The sequence below is a fragment of the Pseudomonas sp. 43NM1 genome, assembly GCF_002836905.1.
GTDB classification, from domain to species: Bacteria; Pseudomonadota; Gammaproteobacteria; order Pseudomonadales; family Pseudomonadaceae; genus Aquipseudomonas; species Aquipseudomonas prosekii.
This window is the reverse complement of record NZ_MKGS01000013.1, coordinates 1-16,535: the sequence shown is the minus strand read 5'-3', so window position 1 is coordinate 16,535 and position 16,535 is coordinate 1. Positions and strand designations below refer to the sequence as shown.

15 protein-coding genes and 1 pseudogene are annotated in these 16,535 nt (G+C 61.7%); 11 read left to right on the top strand and 5 right to left on the bottom strand.

Annotation, left to right across the window (positions count from 1 at the left end):
• Positions 1–329 precede the first annotated feature (329 nt).
• On the top strand, positions 330–1,997 hold the full coding sequence (locus tag BI292_RS03260) for a ShlB/FhaC/HecB family hemolysin secretion/activation protein (RefSeq protein ID WP_101206974.1): 1,668 nt from the start codon (positions 330–332) through the stop codon (positions 1,995–1,997).
• 568 nt (positions 1,998–2,565) lie between these two features.
• Here BI292_RS03260 and BI292_RS03245 read toward each other — a convergent pair.
• Positions 2,566–2,964, bottom strand: a complete 399-nt coding sequence (locus tag BI292_RS03245; protein ID WP_101206971.1) for a response regulator — start codon at positions 2,962–2,964, stop codon at positions 2,566–2,568.
• A 71-nt stretch (positions 2,965–3,035) separates the two neighbouring features.
• Positions 3,036–3,242 (bottom strand): Flp family type IVb pilin, encoded by a 207-nt coding sequence (locus BI292_RS03240; RefSeq protein WP_101206970.1) that lies wholly within the window; start codon positions 3,240–3,242, stop codon positions 3,036–3,038.
• A gap of 330 nt (positions 3,243–3,572) precedes the next feature.
• Here BI292_RS03240 and cpaB point away from each other — a divergent pair, with 330 nt between their 5' ends.
• The 8 genes from cpaB to BI292_RS03200 are packed head-to-tail and all read left to right on the top strand — an operon-like array spanning position 3,573 to position 11,029.
• Positions 3,573–4,520: a Flp pilus assembly protein CpaB gene (gene cpaB, locus BI292_RS03235; RefSeq protein ID WP_101206969.1), complete on the top strand. Its 948-nt coding sequence runs from the start codon at positions 3,573–3,575 to the stop codon at positions 4,518–4,520.
• A 20-nt stretch (positions 4,521–4,540) separates the two neighbouring features.
• Positions 4,541–5,764, top strand: a complete 1,224-nt coding sequence (locus BI292_RS03230; protein WP_101206968.1) for a type II and III secretion system protein family protein — start codon at positions 4,541–4,543, stop codon at positions 5,762–5,764.
• The gene (locus tag BI292_RS03225; protein ID WP_101206967.1) at positions 5,761–6,951 is read left to right on the top strand and encodes a pilus assembly protein; all 1,191 of its coding nucleotides are present in this window, start codon (positions 5,761–5,763) and stop codon (positions 6,949–6,951) included. The genes BI292_RS03230 and BI292_RS03225 overlap by 4 nt, the downstream gene beginning before the upstream one ends.
• Positions 6,948–8,216: a CpaF family protein gene (locus BI292_RS03220; protein WP_101206966.1), complete on the top strand. Its 1,269-nt coding sequence runs from the start codon at positions 6,948–6,950 to the stop codon at positions 8,214–8,216. The genes BI292_RS03225 and BI292_RS03220 overlap by 4 nt, the downstream gene beginning before the upstream one ends.
• Before the next feature lie 18 nt (positions 8,217–8,234).
• Entirely contained in the window at positions 8,235–9,119 is an 885-nt protein-coding gene (locus tag BI292_RS03215; RefSeq protein ID WP_101206965.1) for a type II secretion system F family protein, read from the top strand.
• 1 nt (position 9,120) lies between these two features.
• Positions 9,121–10,005 carry a type II secretion system F family protein gene (locus tag BI292_RS03210; RefSeq protein ID WP_101206964.1) on the top strand — a complete coding sequence of 295 codons (885 nt, stop codon included), beginning with the start codon at positions 9,121–9,123 and terminating at the stop codon, positions 10,003–10,005.
• 25 nt (positions 10,006–10,030) lie between these two features.
• The gene (locus tag BI292_RS03205) at positions 10,031–10,747 is read left to right on the top strand and encodes a tetratricopeptide repeat protein (RefSeq protein WP_101206963.1); all 717 of its coding nucleotides are present in this window, start codon (positions 10,031–10,033) and stop codon (positions 10,745–10,747) included.
• A gap of 9 nt (positions 10,748–10,756) precedes the next feature.
• On the top strand, positions 10,757–11,029 hold the full coding sequence (locus BI292_RS03200; protein ID WP_101206962.1) for a DUF3613 domain-containing protein: 273 nt from the start codon (positions 10,757–10,759) through the stop codon (positions 11,027–11,029).
• 176 nt (positions 11,030–11,205) lie between these two features.
• On the opposite strand, the gene BI292_RS03195 is transcribed toward BI292_RS03200, so the two are convergent.
• Both BI292_RS03195 and BI292_RS03190 read right to left on the bottom strand, forming a co-directional pair.
• A complete protein-coding gene (locus BI292_RS03195) occupies positions 11,206–11,979 on the bottom strand; it encodes a response regulator transcription factor (protein WP_101206975.1) in 774 nt (257 codons plus the stop codon).
• Positions 11,980–12,106: 127 nt separating this feature from the next.
• Positions 12,107–12,577, bottom strand: coding sequence for a prepilin peptidase (locus BI292_RS03190; protein WP_101206961.1), 471 nt, complete (start codon positions 12,575–12,577; stop codon positions 12,107–12,109).
• A 75-nt stretch (positions 12,578–12,652) separates the two neighbouring features.
• Between BI292_RS03190 and BI292_RS03185 the strand changes: the two genes are divergently transcribed.
• Positions 12,653–13,099, top strand: coding sequence for a TadE/TadG family type IV pilus assembly protein (locus BI292_RS03185; protein ID WP_101206960.1), 447 nt, complete (start codon positions 12,653–12,655; stop codon positions 13,097–13,099).
• On the top strand, positions 13,096–15,936 hold the full coding sequence (locus BI292_RS03180; protein WP_101206959.1) for an ATP-binding protein: 2,841 nt from the start codon (positions 13,096–13,098) through the stop codon (positions 15,934–15,936). Before BI292_RS03185 ends, BI292_RS03180 begins: the two co-directional genes overlap by 4 nt.
• Positions 15,937–15,946: 10 nt before the next feature.
• On the opposite strand, the pseudogene BI292_RS03175 reads toward BI292_RS03180, so the two are convergent.
• Positions 15,947–16,535 (bottom strand): annotated as a pseudogene (locus BI292_RS03175) (hypothetical protein); the annotation flags it as partial.

Sequence of the window (16,535 nt, the reverse complement as noted above, 5' to 3'; positions counted from 1 at the left end):
CGGTGGTTGCGGCGGTGGGCAACACCGTCACCACGGTCGGCGCGACGGTGGGCGCGGTGGGCGGACTGCTGAATGGCGGCGCCGCGAGCGGCGGTTCGGGCACTGGCGCCACGGGTGGACTCGGCGGTTTGCTCGGTGGTTTGGGCGGCAATAAAAACTGAATTGCACCTGGCCGATTCGACGGCCCAATCTACAGCGCCTACGCTTGGTTGGAGGCGGAAGATTCGACTCGAGTCTTCCGCTTTTTCTTTTGGAGCAGGACATCCTGCGGTTCTGGTTCAGTCAGCTGACGAATCGAAGGATGTTGCGATATGACCATGGAGTGTCCTATGCGCGTTATGGCTTCCCTCGTGTTAATCAGCGTCAGTTCCTTCGCCCTCGCCGACACCCTGCCGAGCTTTCTCAACAGCAACGAAACCACGCGTAATCTTCCTGTGCCGAACCTGCCGGCGGACGCTTATCGCCCGCAAACGGCGCCGCTGCAAGTGCCGGATCCTGGCGCCGCGCAGGCTCAGCCGTTGACCATGGGCACCAAGGTCACGATCAAAAACGTGCAGATCGAGGGCGGGACGATTTACCCGCTCAAAGAACTGGCGGCGAATTTTCAACCGCTGCTCGGCCACGAGACCAGCCTCGCCGAATGGATCGAAGCGACTCGCGCAATCACCCGTCGCTATCAGCAGGACGGCTACTTGCTGTCCTACGGATTTCTGCCGCAGCAGTCGTTCAATAACGGCGTCGCCCGCGTGGTGCTGGTGGAGGGTTACATCAAGGATTATCAGTTGCAGGGCGACATCGGTCGGGTCAAGGGTCTGCTGGATAAACTGGTGACCAAACTGCAAGCCGAACGACCGCTGACGCGCAAGACATTCGAGCGTTACACCACGCTGATGAGCCGGATTCCCGGCGTGACGTTGCAGGCGCAAGTGCCGCCGCCCGGCACCACCGATGGCGCCGCGTATCTGGCGGTGCAGGCCAGTCGCAAACCGTTCACCAGCAACTTGAGCGCCACTGAGAAAAGCCGCGGCGGCACCCAGGCTTTGCTCGGGGTCAGCAGCAACGCGCAGACGTCGATGGGCGAACAATTGAGCCTCAGCGGCCTGTTTCCGCCGGGCGAGGACAAAGAGCATTACTACCGGCTCGACTACGCGCAGTTCCTCAATGCCGAAGGCACGCAACTGAGTCTATCCGCCTCCCGCTACCGCGCCGAACCGGGCACCAACGTGCTGCTCGCCAACGGCCTGCAACTGGAGCCGCATCGGGAGAATGATCGTTATTCGATCGGTTTCAGCCATGCGCTGATCGCCGCGCCGAATCAAACCCTGAGCGCCGGCGCGCGGCTGTATGCGGTCAACGATAAAACCCGCTACGACGTGGTCGACGATCCGCGCAGCGTCGAGGTGCGCACCGACATCCGCGCGCTCGCGTTCGAGAGCGATTGGCGCAAGGCGAATGCCCGGCAACTGCGGATTCTCAGCGGCGGCGTGTATCAAGGCATCGATGGCATGGGCGCGAAAACCAATGCCGATCAGGACCTGGATTTTCTGCGGTTGCGGTTATCCGGCGTGCAGAGCGACAAGTTTTTCGACAACTGGCAAGGCGTGCTTTCGGGCGCGCTGTACTGGAGCGACGACACCTTGCCCGACAGCGAACGCGCGGTGTTTGGCGGGCAGAATTTTGGTCGCGGTTATCCCGATGATCAGGCGTCCGGCGACAAGGGTTGGGGCGTGGCGTATGAGGTGAATTACAGCTTCAATCGCAACGGCAGTTGGGTGCGGGTTTTGCAACCGTACGTGGTGTTCGATCGCGCGAAAACCTGGTTCAACGAGTTGCCGGTGCAGGGCAATAATCTGTCCTCGGCGGCGCTGGGGCTGAGGTTCGGTGACGCCAAGTATTACAACGTCGCGCTGGAAGCGGCGAAACCGATGTCCGATGAAGCGCTGGACACCTTCAACCGAAGACCGCGGTACAGCGTGAGCTTCAGTTATCAGCTGTAGCGCAAGAAATCGCGGCGGCTGCCAGGCCGCCATCGCGAGCAAGCTCAGCTCCCACAGGGGCATTGGTGGTGGCCGCAGATCTCGTGACCAACCATCAACCCTGTAGGAGCTGAGCTTGCTCGCGAAAGCGGTGTGTCAGGTGACAGGGATGTTGGATGTGCCGCCCCCTTCGCGAGCAAGCTCAGCTCCTACAGGGGATTGGTGGCGGTCGCAGGTCTGGTGACCAACCATCAACCCTGTGGGAGCTGAGCTTGCTCGCGATGGCGGTGTGTCAGGCGGCTGGGATGTTGGATGTGCCGGCCCCTTCGCGAGCAAGCTCAGCTCCTACAGGGGATTGGTGGCGGGACGCAGATGTTGTGAACTGACCAAATATCCTGTGGGAGCCGAGCTTGCTCGCGATGGCGGTGTGTCAGGCTGCTGGGATGTTGGATGTGCCGGCCCCTTCGCGAGCAAGCTCAGCGCCTACAGGGGATTGGTGGCGGGACGCAGATTTCGATCCGATCACAGCCCCCTGTGGGAGTGAGCCTGCTCGCGATGGCGGCCCAACATTCACCGCAAAACCACAGGTTCACCCACCACTGCGAGAAAACAGATTATTCAGCGTCTCAAGCAGCCGAACGTGGTAAATCGGTTTGCGAAACAGGTCGAGCACCTGCAAGCGCAGCATGTCGCTGACGTCTTCCATGTCGGCATGCCCGGAGGTGACGATGACCGGCAGGTGCTGGCGGGAGGTGTGTTCGCGCAGGCGTTTGATCAGCGACATGCCGCTCTCTTCCGGCATGCGCAGATCGGTAATGACCAGGGCGATATCGGGGTTGCGCGTGAGGTGATGCAGGGCGAGTTTCACCGACGTCGCAGTGAAGCAGACAAACCCCTCGCCCTCCAGCAACTCGGCCAGTTCCAGCAATGCATCCTCTTCGTCGTCAACCAGGAGTAACTGTTGGCGTGGCGGCGAAGAAGGATTCATAAGCGGCACCTGAAGACGGAATGTGCAACCGAGTGTAGCGGCTCATTGACCAAGCGCGATATTCGCGCCAATCAAGGCGCCGGCGCAGGCTGCGCAGTACCGCCCAAGGCCACCAGAACATTGTTGAAAATCGCCCGCACCTCGGTACCCACCGGCGCGATAAACACCACCGCCACCACCGCCACCATGGCAACCACAATCGCGTACTCGATGGCCGATGCGCCCTCAGTGTCCTTGAAAAACAACCGGGCTCTGAGCAACAGATATTCGAGAATCATGCGTCTACTCCTTCGCGCCTCTGGCGCCGACGAAACGGTGCTGCAACGGGATTTCCCTGTGCCACTTGAGCATTGTCAACAAAGCCTTCGGCAACAACTGTAAGAACTGATTAATCACAAAGCATTAGTCGCAATCGCCGCACCAGAAACAGCGATTAATCGGTCATTTCTCATACTTAAGTCAGATATTTAGCGGCCCCTAATGGCGTTTTGTTTTAGATCGACTAGCGTGCAAATAGCGAAATAGTTTCATGTTCATAGCTGCCTGATTGCGAAAACGCCTCGTCAGGAAATGCGGGATGTCAGCGCAGCGGGAAAGGGAGAGCCGTCATGAACAGTCGCGTCACCATAGGCCTCGCAGGCTTGCTTTTACTCGGGGCGATTTTTGTCGGTTATTGGGGATTTGTGCTCAGCCGTCAACCGGCTCCGGTCGCGGCGCCCGTGGTCGCGCCGACGACTACAACCACCGTGGAAAAAACCGTTGCCAGCGCTGAAGACCAGACCCGTCAACCGGTCGTGGTGCTGACTCGCGACGTGCCGCCCTTCACTCCACTGACTGCCGCCGACCTGACCATCGAAAAACTTCGCAGCGCTCCCGCCGGCAGTCTTGGCGCGCTCGATCAAGCCGTCGGCCGCACGCCTTGGCGGCATCTCAAGGCTGGCACCTGGCTCAGCGATGACAGCTTCGAAGCGGGCGGCGCGTTGGCGCGGATGATCCGCAGCAATGAGCGCGCCCTCGCCGTCGCCGTGGACGAAGTGATCGGTGCGGCGGGCCAACTGACGCCGGGCGATTACGTCGATGTGTTGCTGTTTTTGCGTCAGGACAGCAGCAACCTGCAGCAGTCGGCGCAGATCGTCGTGCCGGCCATGCGCGTGCTTGGCGTCGGCGAACAATACGGCCTGACCAACGATGGTCAACCGGCCACACCCGCGCTCAGCGCCGACGACAAACTCAAACAGGATCAACGCCGCATCGCCGCGCGCACCGTGGTCCTCGCGGTGCCCGAACAACTGCTGAGTCGGCTGATGCTCGCGACCCAGGTCGGCACCTTGCGCCTGGCGGTGCGCAGCAGTGAAGAGCAACGCCTGGCCAAATACTGGGCCGGCGCCGACGCCGCGCCGGGCAAACTCGACAGCGCCAACAGCCAGCTCTTTCAGTTCACGCAACTGGCCCTCGGCGCGGCGCCGAAATCCCCGGCCAGCGGCGGCCACAGCGCAGCGGCGCGGGCATCGATTGAAGTGATTCGCGGCAATCAAATTAGCCAGCAAACCCCATGACTGATCAAGGATGTCACGGCATGCAGAGTCGTACCTCGCCACTGTTCAAAACCCTGCTCGGGGCTTTGATGCTGATGCTGCTGCCCCTGCAAGCCGCGCTCGCGGTGACCGGCAATTGCGCCGCGCTCGGACGTTTGCCGCCAGTGATCGAGATCGGTGAAGGCTTGCAACAGGACCTGCAATCACCGGTGGCAATCACCCGCCTGGCGATCGGCGATCCAAAAATCGCCGACGTGCACCCGAATGGCGGCTCGGCGTTTTTGCTCACCGGCATCGCGCCCGGCGCCACCAGCCTGATGATCTGGACCGCCTGCGCCAGCGAACCGCGTCAAAGCATGGTGTTCGTCCAGGGCCGCGCCACCGCCGCGTTGACCAGCGCCAGCCTGCTGCCATCCGACGACCCGTCGCTGCCGTCGCAGGTGCAAACCGACATCCGCTTCGTCGAAGTCAGCCGCACCAAACTCAAGGAAGCCACCGCGTCATTGGTCGGCACGCGCGGCAACTTTCTGTTCGGGGCGCCGGGCACGTTGCCGCCCATCGACGGTGTGCCGACACCGCGCTTGCCGGTGGACAACAGCCTGTTCAACTTCTCCTGGATCGGCGGCAAAACCATGATGATCATCAACGCGCTGGAGGGCAGCGGATTTGCCTACACCCTCGCGCGGCCAAGCCTCGTGGCGTTGAGCGGGCAGAGCGCAAGCTTTCTGGCGGGCGGCGAAATTCCGGTGCCGGTGCCGAGCGCCGGCAGCGATAACGTCTCCATCGAATACAAGGAGTTCGGCATTCGCCTGACCCTGACGCCAACCATCATCGGGCGCAATCGCATCGCCCTGAAAGTCGCGCCGGAAGTCAGCGAACTGGACTTCAGCAACGCCGTAAACATCGCCGGCACCACCGTGCCGGCGCTGACCATCCGCCGCACCGACACGAGCATTTCCCTCGCCGACGGCGAGAGTTTTGTCATCAGCGGCCTGATCAGCACCAGCAACAGTTCGCAGGTCAACAAGTTTCCGGGGCTCGGTGACATTCCGGTGCTGGGCGCGTTTTTCCGCAGTTCGCAGATCAATCGCGAAGAGCGCGAACTGCTGATGATCGTCACCCCGCACCTGGTTCAACCGTTGTCGGCAGACGCGCAATTGCCGTCGCTGCCGGGGGAAAAACTGCGCAACTACGACCCGAATTTCTACCGCATGTTTTTCCTCGAAAACGGCAACTTCGACAAACGCAGCGGACTGTCGCAATGAGCCAGAGCCTGAGCCAGACCTTTCTCGCGATTACCCGCAACAGCACCGATCTGGAATGGCTGCAAGGCGCGCTTGCGCCGCTCGGCCAAGTGGTCGGCGCCGGTGGCGGCAGCCTTGATGAACTGCTGGCGCTGGTCGACGTGACCTTCGCCAGCCTGGTGTTCGTCGGCCTCGACCGCGAGCACGTGGTGGCGCAAAGCGCGTTGATCGAGGGCGCGCTGGAAGCCAAACCGATGCTCGCCATCGTCGCCCTCGGCGATGGCATGGACAACCAATTGGTGCTCAACGCCATGCGCGCCGGAGCGCGGGATTTCGTCGCGTACGGCTCACGTTCCAGCGAAGTCGCCGGGCTGGTGCGGCGCTTGAGCAAACGCCTGCCGCCTGTTGCGTCGAACACCCAACTCGGCGGGCTCACCGTGTTGTACGGCACCCAGAGCAATGGCGACGGCGCATTGTTGGCCAATCACTTGGCGCTGGTGGTGCAAAAGAGCGGACAACAAACCTTGCTGCTCGACCTCGGTTTGCCGCGTGGCGACAGCCTGGCATTGCTTGGGCTGGAGAGCTCTTTTCACTTCGGCGACGCGTTGCGCCACTTGCGCCGACTCGACACAACGCTGATCGACAGCGCCTTCACCAGCGCCGAGGCGGGCTTGCGGATTCTCGCCTACGCCAACCATGACGAGCCGCTGGAAAGCACCAGCGCCGCCGAGCTGTACATGCTGCTCAGCGCCTTGCGCCAACACTTCCAGCACATCGTCGTGAACCTCGCCGGGCAGCCGGACAGCGAGGCGCTGCGCACCTTTGTCAGCCATTGCGACAAGTTGCTGTGGTACAGCGACCAGAACGTGCTCGACTGCCGGCGCAACCTCGCGGTGCTCAATCTGTGGCGTGAAAAAGGCATGAAACTCGACCACGGCCGACTGCTGGTTGATCGCTACTTGAGCCACATCGCGCCGGACGCGGAAACCCTCGGCAAAACCTTCAACCTCGACGTCATCGCCGTGTTGGCCTACAGCCCGGAAGTGCGCCTGAATGCGAAAAACCAGGGTGTGACGCTGTTCGAATTGGCCCCACGGGAAAAACTCACGCAGAGCCTGCGCACCCTCGGCGAACGCCTGGCCAAGCGCTCCGAAGGCCTGGCCAAACCCAAGGCTGGCTGGCTGGACCGCTTGAGGGGCACGCAATGACCGGCGAAAAACTCTTCGGCGCGCCGCAGCGCAACGCGTCCGGCAACAGCGACCACGAAGGCCTGAAACTGGTGCTGCACCGCTACATCATCGACGCCATCGAAGAGTCCGGGAAAAACCTGCTGGAAGGTTCGCGCCAGTTGCTCGCGCAATTCGTCACCGACAAAGTCGCCGAATACATTGCCCGTTTGCACCTGGCGATTTCCCGTTACGAGATGGAGCGACTGGCCGAAGAAATCGTCGATGAGCTGACCGGTTTTGGGCCGCTGGAAGTGCTGCTGCGCGACCCGGCGGTGACCGAAATTCTGGTCAACGGCCCGCACCGCGTTTTCATCGAACGCGAAGGCGTGCTGCACCTCAGCGACCTGCGGTTTATCGACGCGCACCACGTCGAGCGCGTCATGCAGCGCATCCTCGCGCCACTCGGCCGACGCCTCGACGAGTCATCGCCGATGGTCGATGCGCGGATGCCGGATGGCAGTCGGGTCAACGCGATCATTCCACCAATTGCCCTCGATGGCCCGTGCCTGTCGATTCGAAAATTCCGCAAGGACATGCTCAAAAGCAGCGACCTGATGGCGATGCAAACCATCGATCAGGCGATTTTCGAGTTCCTGCAAAACGCCGTCGGCAAGCGCTGCAACATCCTTATCAGCGGTGGCACCGGGACTGGCAAAACCACGCTGCTGAACATTCTCAGCCAGTTGATCAATCCGCATGAACGGCTGGTGACGATCGAAGACGTCGCCGAATTGCAACTCGGCCACCCGCACGTGGTGCGCCTGGAAACCCGCCCGCCAAATGCCGAGGGCCACGGCGAAGTGAAGGCCAGCGACCTGATTCGCAACGCCCTGCGGATGCGCCCGGACCGGATCATCCTCGGCGAGATTCGCGGCGTCGAAGTGCTCGACGTCCTCACCGCGATGAACACCGGCCACGACGGTTCGATGAGCACCGTGCACGCCAACAACGCGCAGGACGCGTTGCTGCGCCTGGAAACCCTGGTCGGCCTGACCGGGCGCGCCATCGCCGAGCGCACGCTGCGGCAGATGATCTGCGCCGCGCTCGACGTGGTGATCCAACTGACGCGCATGCCCGATGGCCGACGCTGCGTCAGCGAAGTGGTGGAAGTGGTCGGCGTGCGCGAAGACGTCTACGTCACCAACACCTTGTTCCGCCTCGACCGCCGTGGCGGTTTCGGTTTCCTGCGCGAGGCGATCAACCCGGCGGGTGACAAGCTGCGCCACGAGTCGAGCCTGGGCTGACGGCATGGAGCATTCGGCATGATCGTCCCGATGATTCTCAGCGTGATTTGCCTGCTGCTGCTCGGCTTGTCGGGTTGGCTGTTCGCGCACGGGATGCGCAAAACCGGTCACGAGCGGGTGCTCAATCGGCTGGCCCACGGTCAGCCGCAAATGGCTGCCGACAAGGTGAGGTGGGTCGGTCTGGAACGGATGTTCTTACGCGCCGGCCTCGGGCGCCCGACGGAGCACCTCGGGCGCTGGTTGCTGCTGTGGGCGTTGGCAATGTTGATCGGTTACTGGCTGGCCGATTGGGTCGGTTTGCTTACCCTGTTGCTGGCGCCGCCAATCACCTTGCGGCTGTACATTTCGTGGCTGTATCGGCGTCGCGTGAAACGCATGATCGAGCAATTGCCGCAGTTGCTCGATTACACCGTGCGCAGTCTCAAATCCGGGCGAACCCTGAGCGACGCGGTCATGGGCGGCATCGACGCCAGCGAAGATCCGCTGAAAATAGCGATGGGCCGGGTGCAGCGCAACGTGCAGCTCGGGGTCAATTTGCCGGACGCGGTCAGCGACTTTGCCGAGCTTTATGAACAGGACGAACTGCGCATGTTTGCCTTGGGCCTGAAGGTCAATCATCGCTACGGCGGCAACGCCAGCGAGCTGCTGGAGAACCTGATCAAACTGATCCGCGAACGCGACCAGGGCGCTCGGCAACTGCGCGCAATGACCGGTGAAACGCGCATGACCGCGTGGGTGCTCGGTTCGCTGCCGATGATTCTGGTGAGTTACTTCATGCTGACCAATCCCGGCTACATGCTCGGCATGTGGAGCGACTCGGGCGGGCAGGTCATGTTGATTGCCGCACTGGTCCTGCAAATGATCGGTTGCCTGGCGCTGTGGCGCATGTTGCGGAGTGTCTGAGATGGTTCTACTCGCCAGCCTGATGTTATTGCTCGGCGCCCTGCTGCTGGTCGCCAATCACTTGCTGCAAGCGCGTCGCCGGGTGCGCCAGGTGACGCTGCGCTTGCAGGGGCAATTGGTCCGCGAGAACCGTTTCGGCAATTGGTTGCGCGTGCTCGGCAACAGCCGCTTCGGCCAGCGCTCGGTGAGCATCGACAGCGAAACGCAAACCCTGCTCAGCCGCCTGGGCTGGCGCCGCGCCAATGAACGCGCGGTGTACGCGGCGTTTCAGGTCGGCACGCCGCTGCTGATGCTGGGGCTCGGGCTGACGGTCAAAGAAGTGTTTTTCTCCGGTGCCGCCAACGGCTGGTTGTTGCCGCTGCTGGCCACCGGTTTCGGTTACTTGCTGCCCAAACGCCTGCTCGCCTACGCCGCCGCTCGCCGACAGCAAATCATCGCCACGGAAATCTCGACCTTCATCCCGCTGCTGCGGATTCTTTTCGAATCGGGCATGGCGGTCGAACAAGCGCTGCGCGTGCTCAGCAGCGAAGGGCAAAAACTCCTGCCGCAACTGACCCGCGAATTGAAGCTGATCCTCAACCGCGTCGACTCCGGCCTCGAACTCAGCCAGGAGTTGCACAAAGCCGCGCTGCTGCTGGCGGTGGACGAATTCAGCGACACCTGTTTGATCTTGCAGCAACTGATCCACCAGGGCGGCGGGGCGATGAAATCACTGCTGGCGCTCAAGCAACTGCTCGACGACCGACGCCTGACGCGGCTGCAAGAATACATCTCGAAAATGTCGGCGAAGATGTCCGTGGTGATGATGCTGTTCCTGTTTCCAGCCCTGCTGATCGTCCTCGCCGGCCCCGGTTTGACCGCCATGACCCGAGCGTTTGCATCGTGAGTCACGCACTTTTTGAGGGAACAAAATGAAGCTATTGATCGCTGCATTCGGCCTGCTGCTGCTCACCGGCTGCGCCACCGACGGCCAGGCGCCATGGTCAGCGATGATCTCGCCGGCCAGTTGCAGCAAGCTGAGTTCCGACCAGGAACTGGCGCTGAACCTGGCCGACGATCTGGCCAACGACGGCAAACTCCACGCCAGCCTCGCCAACCTGCAAAGCCTGCCCGACAACCTCGGCGAAGTACGCCTGCGCAAAGCCAAGGTCTATCGCCTGCTGGGCCGCAGCGAAGCCGAACCGCTCTACCGAAGCCTGCTCGGCAGTTGCCTCACGGCCGACGCCGAACAAGGCCTCGGCCAACTCTACGCCGCCCGCGCCGACTACGGCCAAGCGCAATCGCACCTGCAACGCGCCGCCCGCCTCGCCCCCACCAACGAAAAAATCCGCAACGACCTGGGCGTGGTCTACCTCAACCAACTACGCCTGGAAGACGCGCAATTCGAATTCCTCACCGCCATCGAACTCAAGCAGAACGACACCTTGGCGGCGGCCAACCTGGTGACCTTGTTGCTCTACCAAAACAACTGGCAACAAGCCGCCGAAGTGGTCAGCCGCTCACACCTCACACCGCAACAATTCACCGACGCCCAGGCCCGCGCAGAAAAACTCCGGCAGCCGAGCAAAACCACCGCCACCAACCAAGTCGCCAGCGCGGCAGACACCCAACCGGTGGCGCTGAAATAGGAGCCGACCATGAACAGACTCTACTGCCTGACCTTACTGACTCTGCTGACTCTTCCCGTCACCGCCCTCGCCATCGACTCCGGCCCATCATCGCCACAACAACAGGAAACCGAAGGCTGGCTAGTGCTGCAAAGCCGCAACCAGGCTGCCTCCAAGACATCACAAACCCAAAGCGCGGCGGAGCGGGAAGCCGCCATGCAGCGCTGGTTGAAGAAATATCAGTATGAAATCCCGGACCTTTACGACCCGGATGCTGGGGGGGAAATCAAGGTTAATGAGTGAGGTTTTTTGGGGCAGGGGTATGGGCTAAAGGCATCGCGAGCAGGCTCGCTCCTACAGGGGGGTTGGGTACATTCGGGAGGGATTGGTTGGCTGGCAGGTTGTCATCGCGAGCAAGCTTTGCTCCCACAAGGTCAAAGGCATCTGGCCCCAGCGAAGGGGCCGAACGCCGGGGCAATTCAATGCGCAGTCACCCGCACCCGCGAGCCCGCAACGCCGGGCGACAACGCCAAAGCCAGCTGCGTGCGATTGTGCATCTGCGTCAAGCGCAAAACCTGTGACACATACAACTTCACCGTGTTCTCGGTAATGCCCAACTCGCAGGCAATCTGATAATTGGTCTGGCCCTTGCCCACCAGCCGCGCCACATCCAACTGCCGCGGTGACAACTGATCAAAAATCGCCGGCACCTCTACCGAATCAGCATCACCCGCAGCACCATCACCCACCTCCGGCCCACGCCGAACCTTGTCCAGATCCTGATAAAGGTCATCAATCGACTCAGACAAAAACTGCAACTTGCGATTCAAATGCCCAAGCTGCAAATCCTTCTGCCGCTCATGCAACGCCGCCTCCTGACGCCGCAGCCCCTCGAGCATCTCATCGAGATCAATCGGCTTCTGGTAGTAGTCAGCAATCCCGGCCCGCAATGCTTTGATCACATCCTGCTTGTCGGCGCGCCCGGTCAACATAATCGCCTCGAACGCGCGCTCCCGGCCGCACAAGCGCTGCAACGCCTGGACCAGCTCGATGCCGTCCATGTCGGGCATATGCAAATCACACAACACCAGACCAATCTCGGCATCATCGGCAAATCGCTCAAGCGCCTGCGCACTGGATTCGCACGGCACACAGCGATAACCGCTGCTCTCCAGGAACTCACACAATTCTTCGACAATCAGCGGCTGATCGTCGACTACCAGGACCTTTACCGCAGACCTTAACTTGTTCACTTGCCACTCCATGCAATGTCGAAACTCTGACCATTCCTGTACTAATGGGCACAAGTCGTACAAGTACTCTAAATTCAAAGTAGACGGACTTTCCCAGTCTGTACAACTCGCGACAAACGCTTCACGACTAGTGGATCCAAATCAGCGTCGCCGCCATACCGACCAGTACGAAAGGCGCATAGGGCAGCTTTTTTGACGAATTGCCCGGTAAATGCTGGATTTCTCCGTTAAGTCGTTGACCCATATAAAGCCAGACTTTTGGCGCAAGCAGCAGCCAGAGCAAACTGGCGACGCCCGCGCCAATAAATGCACCGAGCAGGTGAATACCGTCGGTCGCCAAAGCCAAAGCTGTCATTAGTTTCACATCGCCGGCGCCCATGCGCTTCAGCGCGTAACCCGGCAACGTCAATGCCAGCGCCAGCAAAAATGCCCAACCGCCCTGCGCCGCATCCGCGCCAAGCCAGGTGCGCCCGGTCCACAGCAAATAGCCCAACGCCAACCCGCCCGCGCCGAGGGTCAGCACATTGCTGATGTGCCGATGGCGCGCATCCTGCGCCGCGCACAGCGCTAACCAGATAATCAAGACAAAGCTCTGCATCCGGTAAAAACCGTCCGTTTTGGCTGAATGATTCTATGCTGACATTACGCAGTGACTGTCAGGGTAGACGCACTCATGAAAGCAGGCCTCCCGAGCAAGCAAAAAGGCGCCGTGGCGATAGAATTCGCCGTGGTGTTCGTGATTTTTTTCGCGGTGTTTTATGGCGTGGTCAGTTACAGCCTGCCGTTCGTCTTGATGCAGTCGTTCAACCACGCCACCGCCGAAGCAGTGCGTCGCAGCGTGGCGGTCGATCCCAACACGCCGGGCTACGCGACAGTGGTGCAAAACACCGCCACCAGCACGCTGCAACAGCAATTGTCGTGGATGCCCTCGGCGCTTGATCTGGTGATCGGCGCCGACACCAGCGCGGTCTACAACACAGGCAATGGCACGCTGACGGTCTCGGTGAATTACCCCACCAGCAAACTCAATCGGGTCATTCCGTTTCTGGTGTTGCCGGGCGTGGGCAGCGTGCCGAATTTGCCGGCCAACCTCAGCGCCACGTCGAGTCTGCAATTTTGACCTCCGGCGATCACCTGCTCGCGCGCCTGCTCAAGCGCCCCGACACCCCGAGCACCGAACTGCCCGAACCCGCGCGGCAGCACCCGGCCGGTCTGCATTTGCACCTGAATCACCACGGCCAAGTGCTGCACATGACCGGGTCGCTGCGGCACGTGCTCGCCCAGCAACTGGCGGCCGATCAACCATTGCCGCTGCACGACTTTGTGCTGGCGCACAGCACGCTGGTGATCGAAGGCCTGCCCGGTGACTGGCAAGGACAGATGCTCGACCTGGACTTTCCCGGACTCGGCGAGCAGACCCTGCACCTGCGCGGTTGGGTGCAACCGTCGAACGAGGGTTGGTTATTGCAGTTGATCGACATCGGCGATTTGCTGCTCGAACGGCATCAGGCGCGCAGCCGCGAAGAATGTCAGGCCGTGGCCGCGCAAGTCAGCGAGCACCTGCGCGCGTGCAGCCTCGCGCGGCTGCCGGTGATCGTCGACGAACAATTGCAGACCATCGCCCAGCGCTGGCACATGCCCTGCGTTGCGCTGGCATTGCTGGATGATGAGGCGCAAGGCTGGCAAATCCATCGCCAGTTCGCCGCCCACGACGCCCCTGCGCTGTGGCACCACCAGCAGCCGCTCGGCACCCTGCTCGACAGCCTCAACGGCACCGCGCCGCAGCATTTGAGCGGCAATCAGCCGGGCATCAATCAACCAATCGCTCACCAACCCTTGTTTGATCAACAACCGCGCTTGCAGGCGCTGTTCGGTCACGCCGATGGTTTTGCCGTGCCTTACTGCGATGATCGCGGGGTCGCCGCGTGGCTGCTGTGCGGCTTTTATTCGGCCCAGGAAAAAGCGCCGGAGCTTGGTGATCGCGATTGGTTGCTGCTGCTCAGCGCACTTGCCGGGCCGCTGCTCAGCCGCTTGCGCGAGCAGCAACATCATCTGCAATTGGAACGCATGGAATTGCTTCAGGCCTTGCTCGGCACCGGTTGGTGGGAGGTCTTCGGCGCCGATGAAATCCACCTCGCGCCGTCCCTCGCCAGCGTCCTGCAACTCGACGACACGCGGCTGACGCTGGATGACTGGCTGCGGCAAATCCACCCCGCCGACCGGGAAGAATTGCGCAGCCGCGTGCACGCCTTGCAGCAGCATGACGAGCCATTGAGCCTGTGCGTGCGCCTGCACCGTGGCGACGCGCAGCTGCATCAGCCGCAATTGAATCAACAGCAGCTGAATCAACCGCAGCTGGATAAACAACAGCAACCGATCTGGTATCGGTTGCAAGGTCAGGCTATCGGCAGCGGCGACAGTCGGCGGCTGGTGGGTTTCATGCTCGACATCAGCGACATGAAAAATCAGCAACAACACACCGCCGCCGCGCATGCGCGCCTGGACAATCTGATCGCCAGTTCGCCGGCGGTGATTTACGTCCAGCGCTATGTCGAAGGCGCGCTGATACCGACATTTTTCAGCGCCAGCCTCGGGCCGTTATTGGGCTGGAATCTTGAAGACTGCGCCGCCGCTGCGCTGATCGAACGCGTGCACCCCGAGGACCGCGACCGCTACTTCGAGCGCACCCGCCACTTGTTGCGCGAAGGCTCGGTGCGCGCCCGCTATCGACTGCGCGATTGTCGCGGCGATTACCACTGGTTGCTCGACGAAGCCAAGTTGCTGCGCGACGACCTCGGCCTGCCGGTGGAAGCCGTCGGCCTGTGGCTGGACGTCACCGAAGCCACCCTCGCCGCCGAGCAGGTCAGGCAAAGCGAAGAGCGCTACCGGATTCTGGTCGAAGACTCGCCGGCGATGATCTGCCGTTACCGCCCGGACCTGACCTTGAGTTTCGGCAACCGGCCACTGGCGACGTATATGGAGGTCGAACCGGCGCAACTGCCGGGGGTCAACCTCGGCAGCTGGATGTCGGACGAACAGCGCCAAGCGTTTCTGCAGCGCCTGAGTTTGCTGACCCCGGAACTGCCGGTGAGCACCGCCGAAATCAGTTTGCAGCTACCGGGCCGCGAACATGCGTGGTGGGTCTGGTCGGATCGCGGGGTGTTCGATGAGCAGGGTCGCTTGCTGGAAATCCAGGCGGTCGGCCGCGACAACACCGAGGTGCGGCGCTCGCAACAGCAACTGACCCAGAGCGCGAAAATGGCCACCCTCGGCGAAATGGCCACCGGGCTTGCGCATGAAATCAATCAGCCGCTGAACGTGATGCGCATGGCCATCGTCAACGTGCTCAAGCGCCTCGACAACGGCGATGTGCAAGTCGATTACCTCAGCGACAAACTCAAGCGCATCGACGCGCAGGTGCAGCGCGCGGCGCGGGTGGTTGATCACATGCGCGTGTTCGGCCGGCGCTCGGAAATCGAGCAGCAGCCGTTCAATCCACTGGATGCCATCGAAGGTACGCTGTCGCTGCTCGCCGAGGGTTTGCGCGGCAAAGGTGTGGAACTGCGGGTCGGCGAAAACACCTTCACGGCGCGCGTGCGCGGGCATGTCGATCAACTGGAGCAGGTGTTGATCAACCTGCTGGTCAACGCGCGGGATGCGCTGTTGAGCAAACGTGAGGCGGATCGAGGGTTCAAGCCGTGGATTTCGCTGACCGCCGAGCGTGACGCGCAGTCGGTGCGGCTGTGGGTCGAGGACAACGCTGGCGGGATTGATGCGCGGTTGCTGGAGCGGATTTTCGAACCGTTCTTCACCACCAAACCGATTGGCGTCGGCACCGGACTCGGCTTGTCTGTGAGTTACGGCATCGTCGAAAACATGGGCGGACGCCTGAGCGTGGCGAACTCGCTGGAAGGCGCGCGGTTTTGCATTGAGTTGCCGGTGGTTGCCGAAGGTTAAATGCGCGCGACTAAATCACCAGATAGGCCCTGCCGGTCTGGCCGCAGGTCATGTTGGCCCCGACCTCGACGTCCATCAGATTGATCCCCAGACCTTTGAGCAAATTGTTCAGCAACGGGTCGAGCAGCGGGCTCAGCAGATTGCTGATCAGCGGTTGGAGGATATTGCTGACGTCGCTGATCAGGCCGCCGACGCCCGCGATAATCGACCCCAGCGGGTTGCTGCCGACGGGTCTGTAGACGATCAGATTGATCCCCGCGAGGGTGTTCGACAGGCTGGCGACGATGTTGGTCGTCGGTGCGACCGACTGAATGCTCGGCGCCAGTTTGAGGTTGGCCGGGGTCGCGAACGGCGTGGTGCTGGAGTAGAGCAAATTCTGGCTGTTCTGGCCGACGCTGCTCTGCGCCATGATTGCGATGCCGCCGCCGGCAAAAGCGGCGCGCGCCGGGCCGCAGGTGCCGATACCGAGGATTTTGTGGCAGGTCCAGATGCCCAAGTCGATCAGCGGCAGCGGTGTGACGGTCGGTGCTGCGGAGGATGAAAACGCGTGGGTTGCGTCGATTTTGCCGACCTTGAGGTCGGCCAATGAGGTGACGGTG

Excerpts from the sequence above, each read along its gene's own strand:
- BI292_RS03260 (WP_101206974.1), top strand. The coding sequence starts at position 330 with ATGCGCGTTATGGCTTCCCTCGTGTTAATCAGCGTCAGTTCCTTCGCC.
- BI292_RS03245 (WP_101206971.1), bottom strand. The coding sequence starts at position 2,964 with ATGAATCCTTCTTCGCCGCCACGCCAACAGTTACTCCTGGTTGACGAC.
- BI292_RS03240 (WP_101206970.1), bottom strand. The coding sequence starts at position 3,242 with ATGATTCTCGAATATCTGTTGCTCAGAGCCCGGTTGTTTTTCAAGGAC.
- cpaB (WP_101206969.1), top strand. The coding sequence starts at position 3,573 with ATGAACAGTCGCGTCACCATAGGCCTCGCAGGCTTGCTTTTACTCGGG.
- BI292_RS03230 (WP_101206968.1), top strand. The coding sequence starts at position 4,541 with ATGCAGAGTCGTACCTCGCCACTGTTCAAAACCCTGCTCGGGGCTTTG.
- BI292_RS03225 (WP_101206967.1), top strand. The coding sequence starts at position 5,761 with ATGAGCCAGAGCCTGAGCCAGACCTTTCTCGCGATTACCCGCAACAGC.
- BI292_RS03220 (WP_101206966.1), top strand. The coding sequence starts at position 6,948 with ATGACCGGCGAAAAACTCTTCGGCGCGCCGCAGCGCAACGCGTCCGGC.
- BI292_RS03215 (WP_101206965.1), top strand. The coding sequence starts at position 8,235 with ATGATCGTCCCGATGATTCTCAGCGTGATTTGCCTGCTGCTGCTCGGC.
- BI292_RS03210 (WP_101206964.1), top strand. The coding sequence starts at position 9,121 with ATGGTTCTACTCGCCAGCCTGATGTTATTGCTCGGCGCCCTGCTGCTG.
- BI292_RS03205 (WP_101206963.1), top strand. The coding sequence starts at position 10,031 with ATGAAGCTATTGATCGCTGCATTCGGCCTGCTGCTGCTCACCGGCTGC.
- BI292_RS03200 (WP_101206962.1), top strand. The coding sequence starts at position 10,757 with ATGAACAGACTCTACTGCCTGACCTTACTGACTCTGCTGACTCTTCCC.
- BI292_RS03190 (WP_101206961.1), bottom strand. The coding sequence starts at position 12,577 with ATGCAGAGCTTTGTCTTGATTATCTGGTTAGCGCTGTGCGCGGCGCAG.
- BI292_RS03185 (WP_101206960.1), top strand. The coding sequence starts at position 12,653 with ATGAAAGCAGGCCTCCCGAGCAAGCAAAAAGGCGCCGTGGCGATAGAA.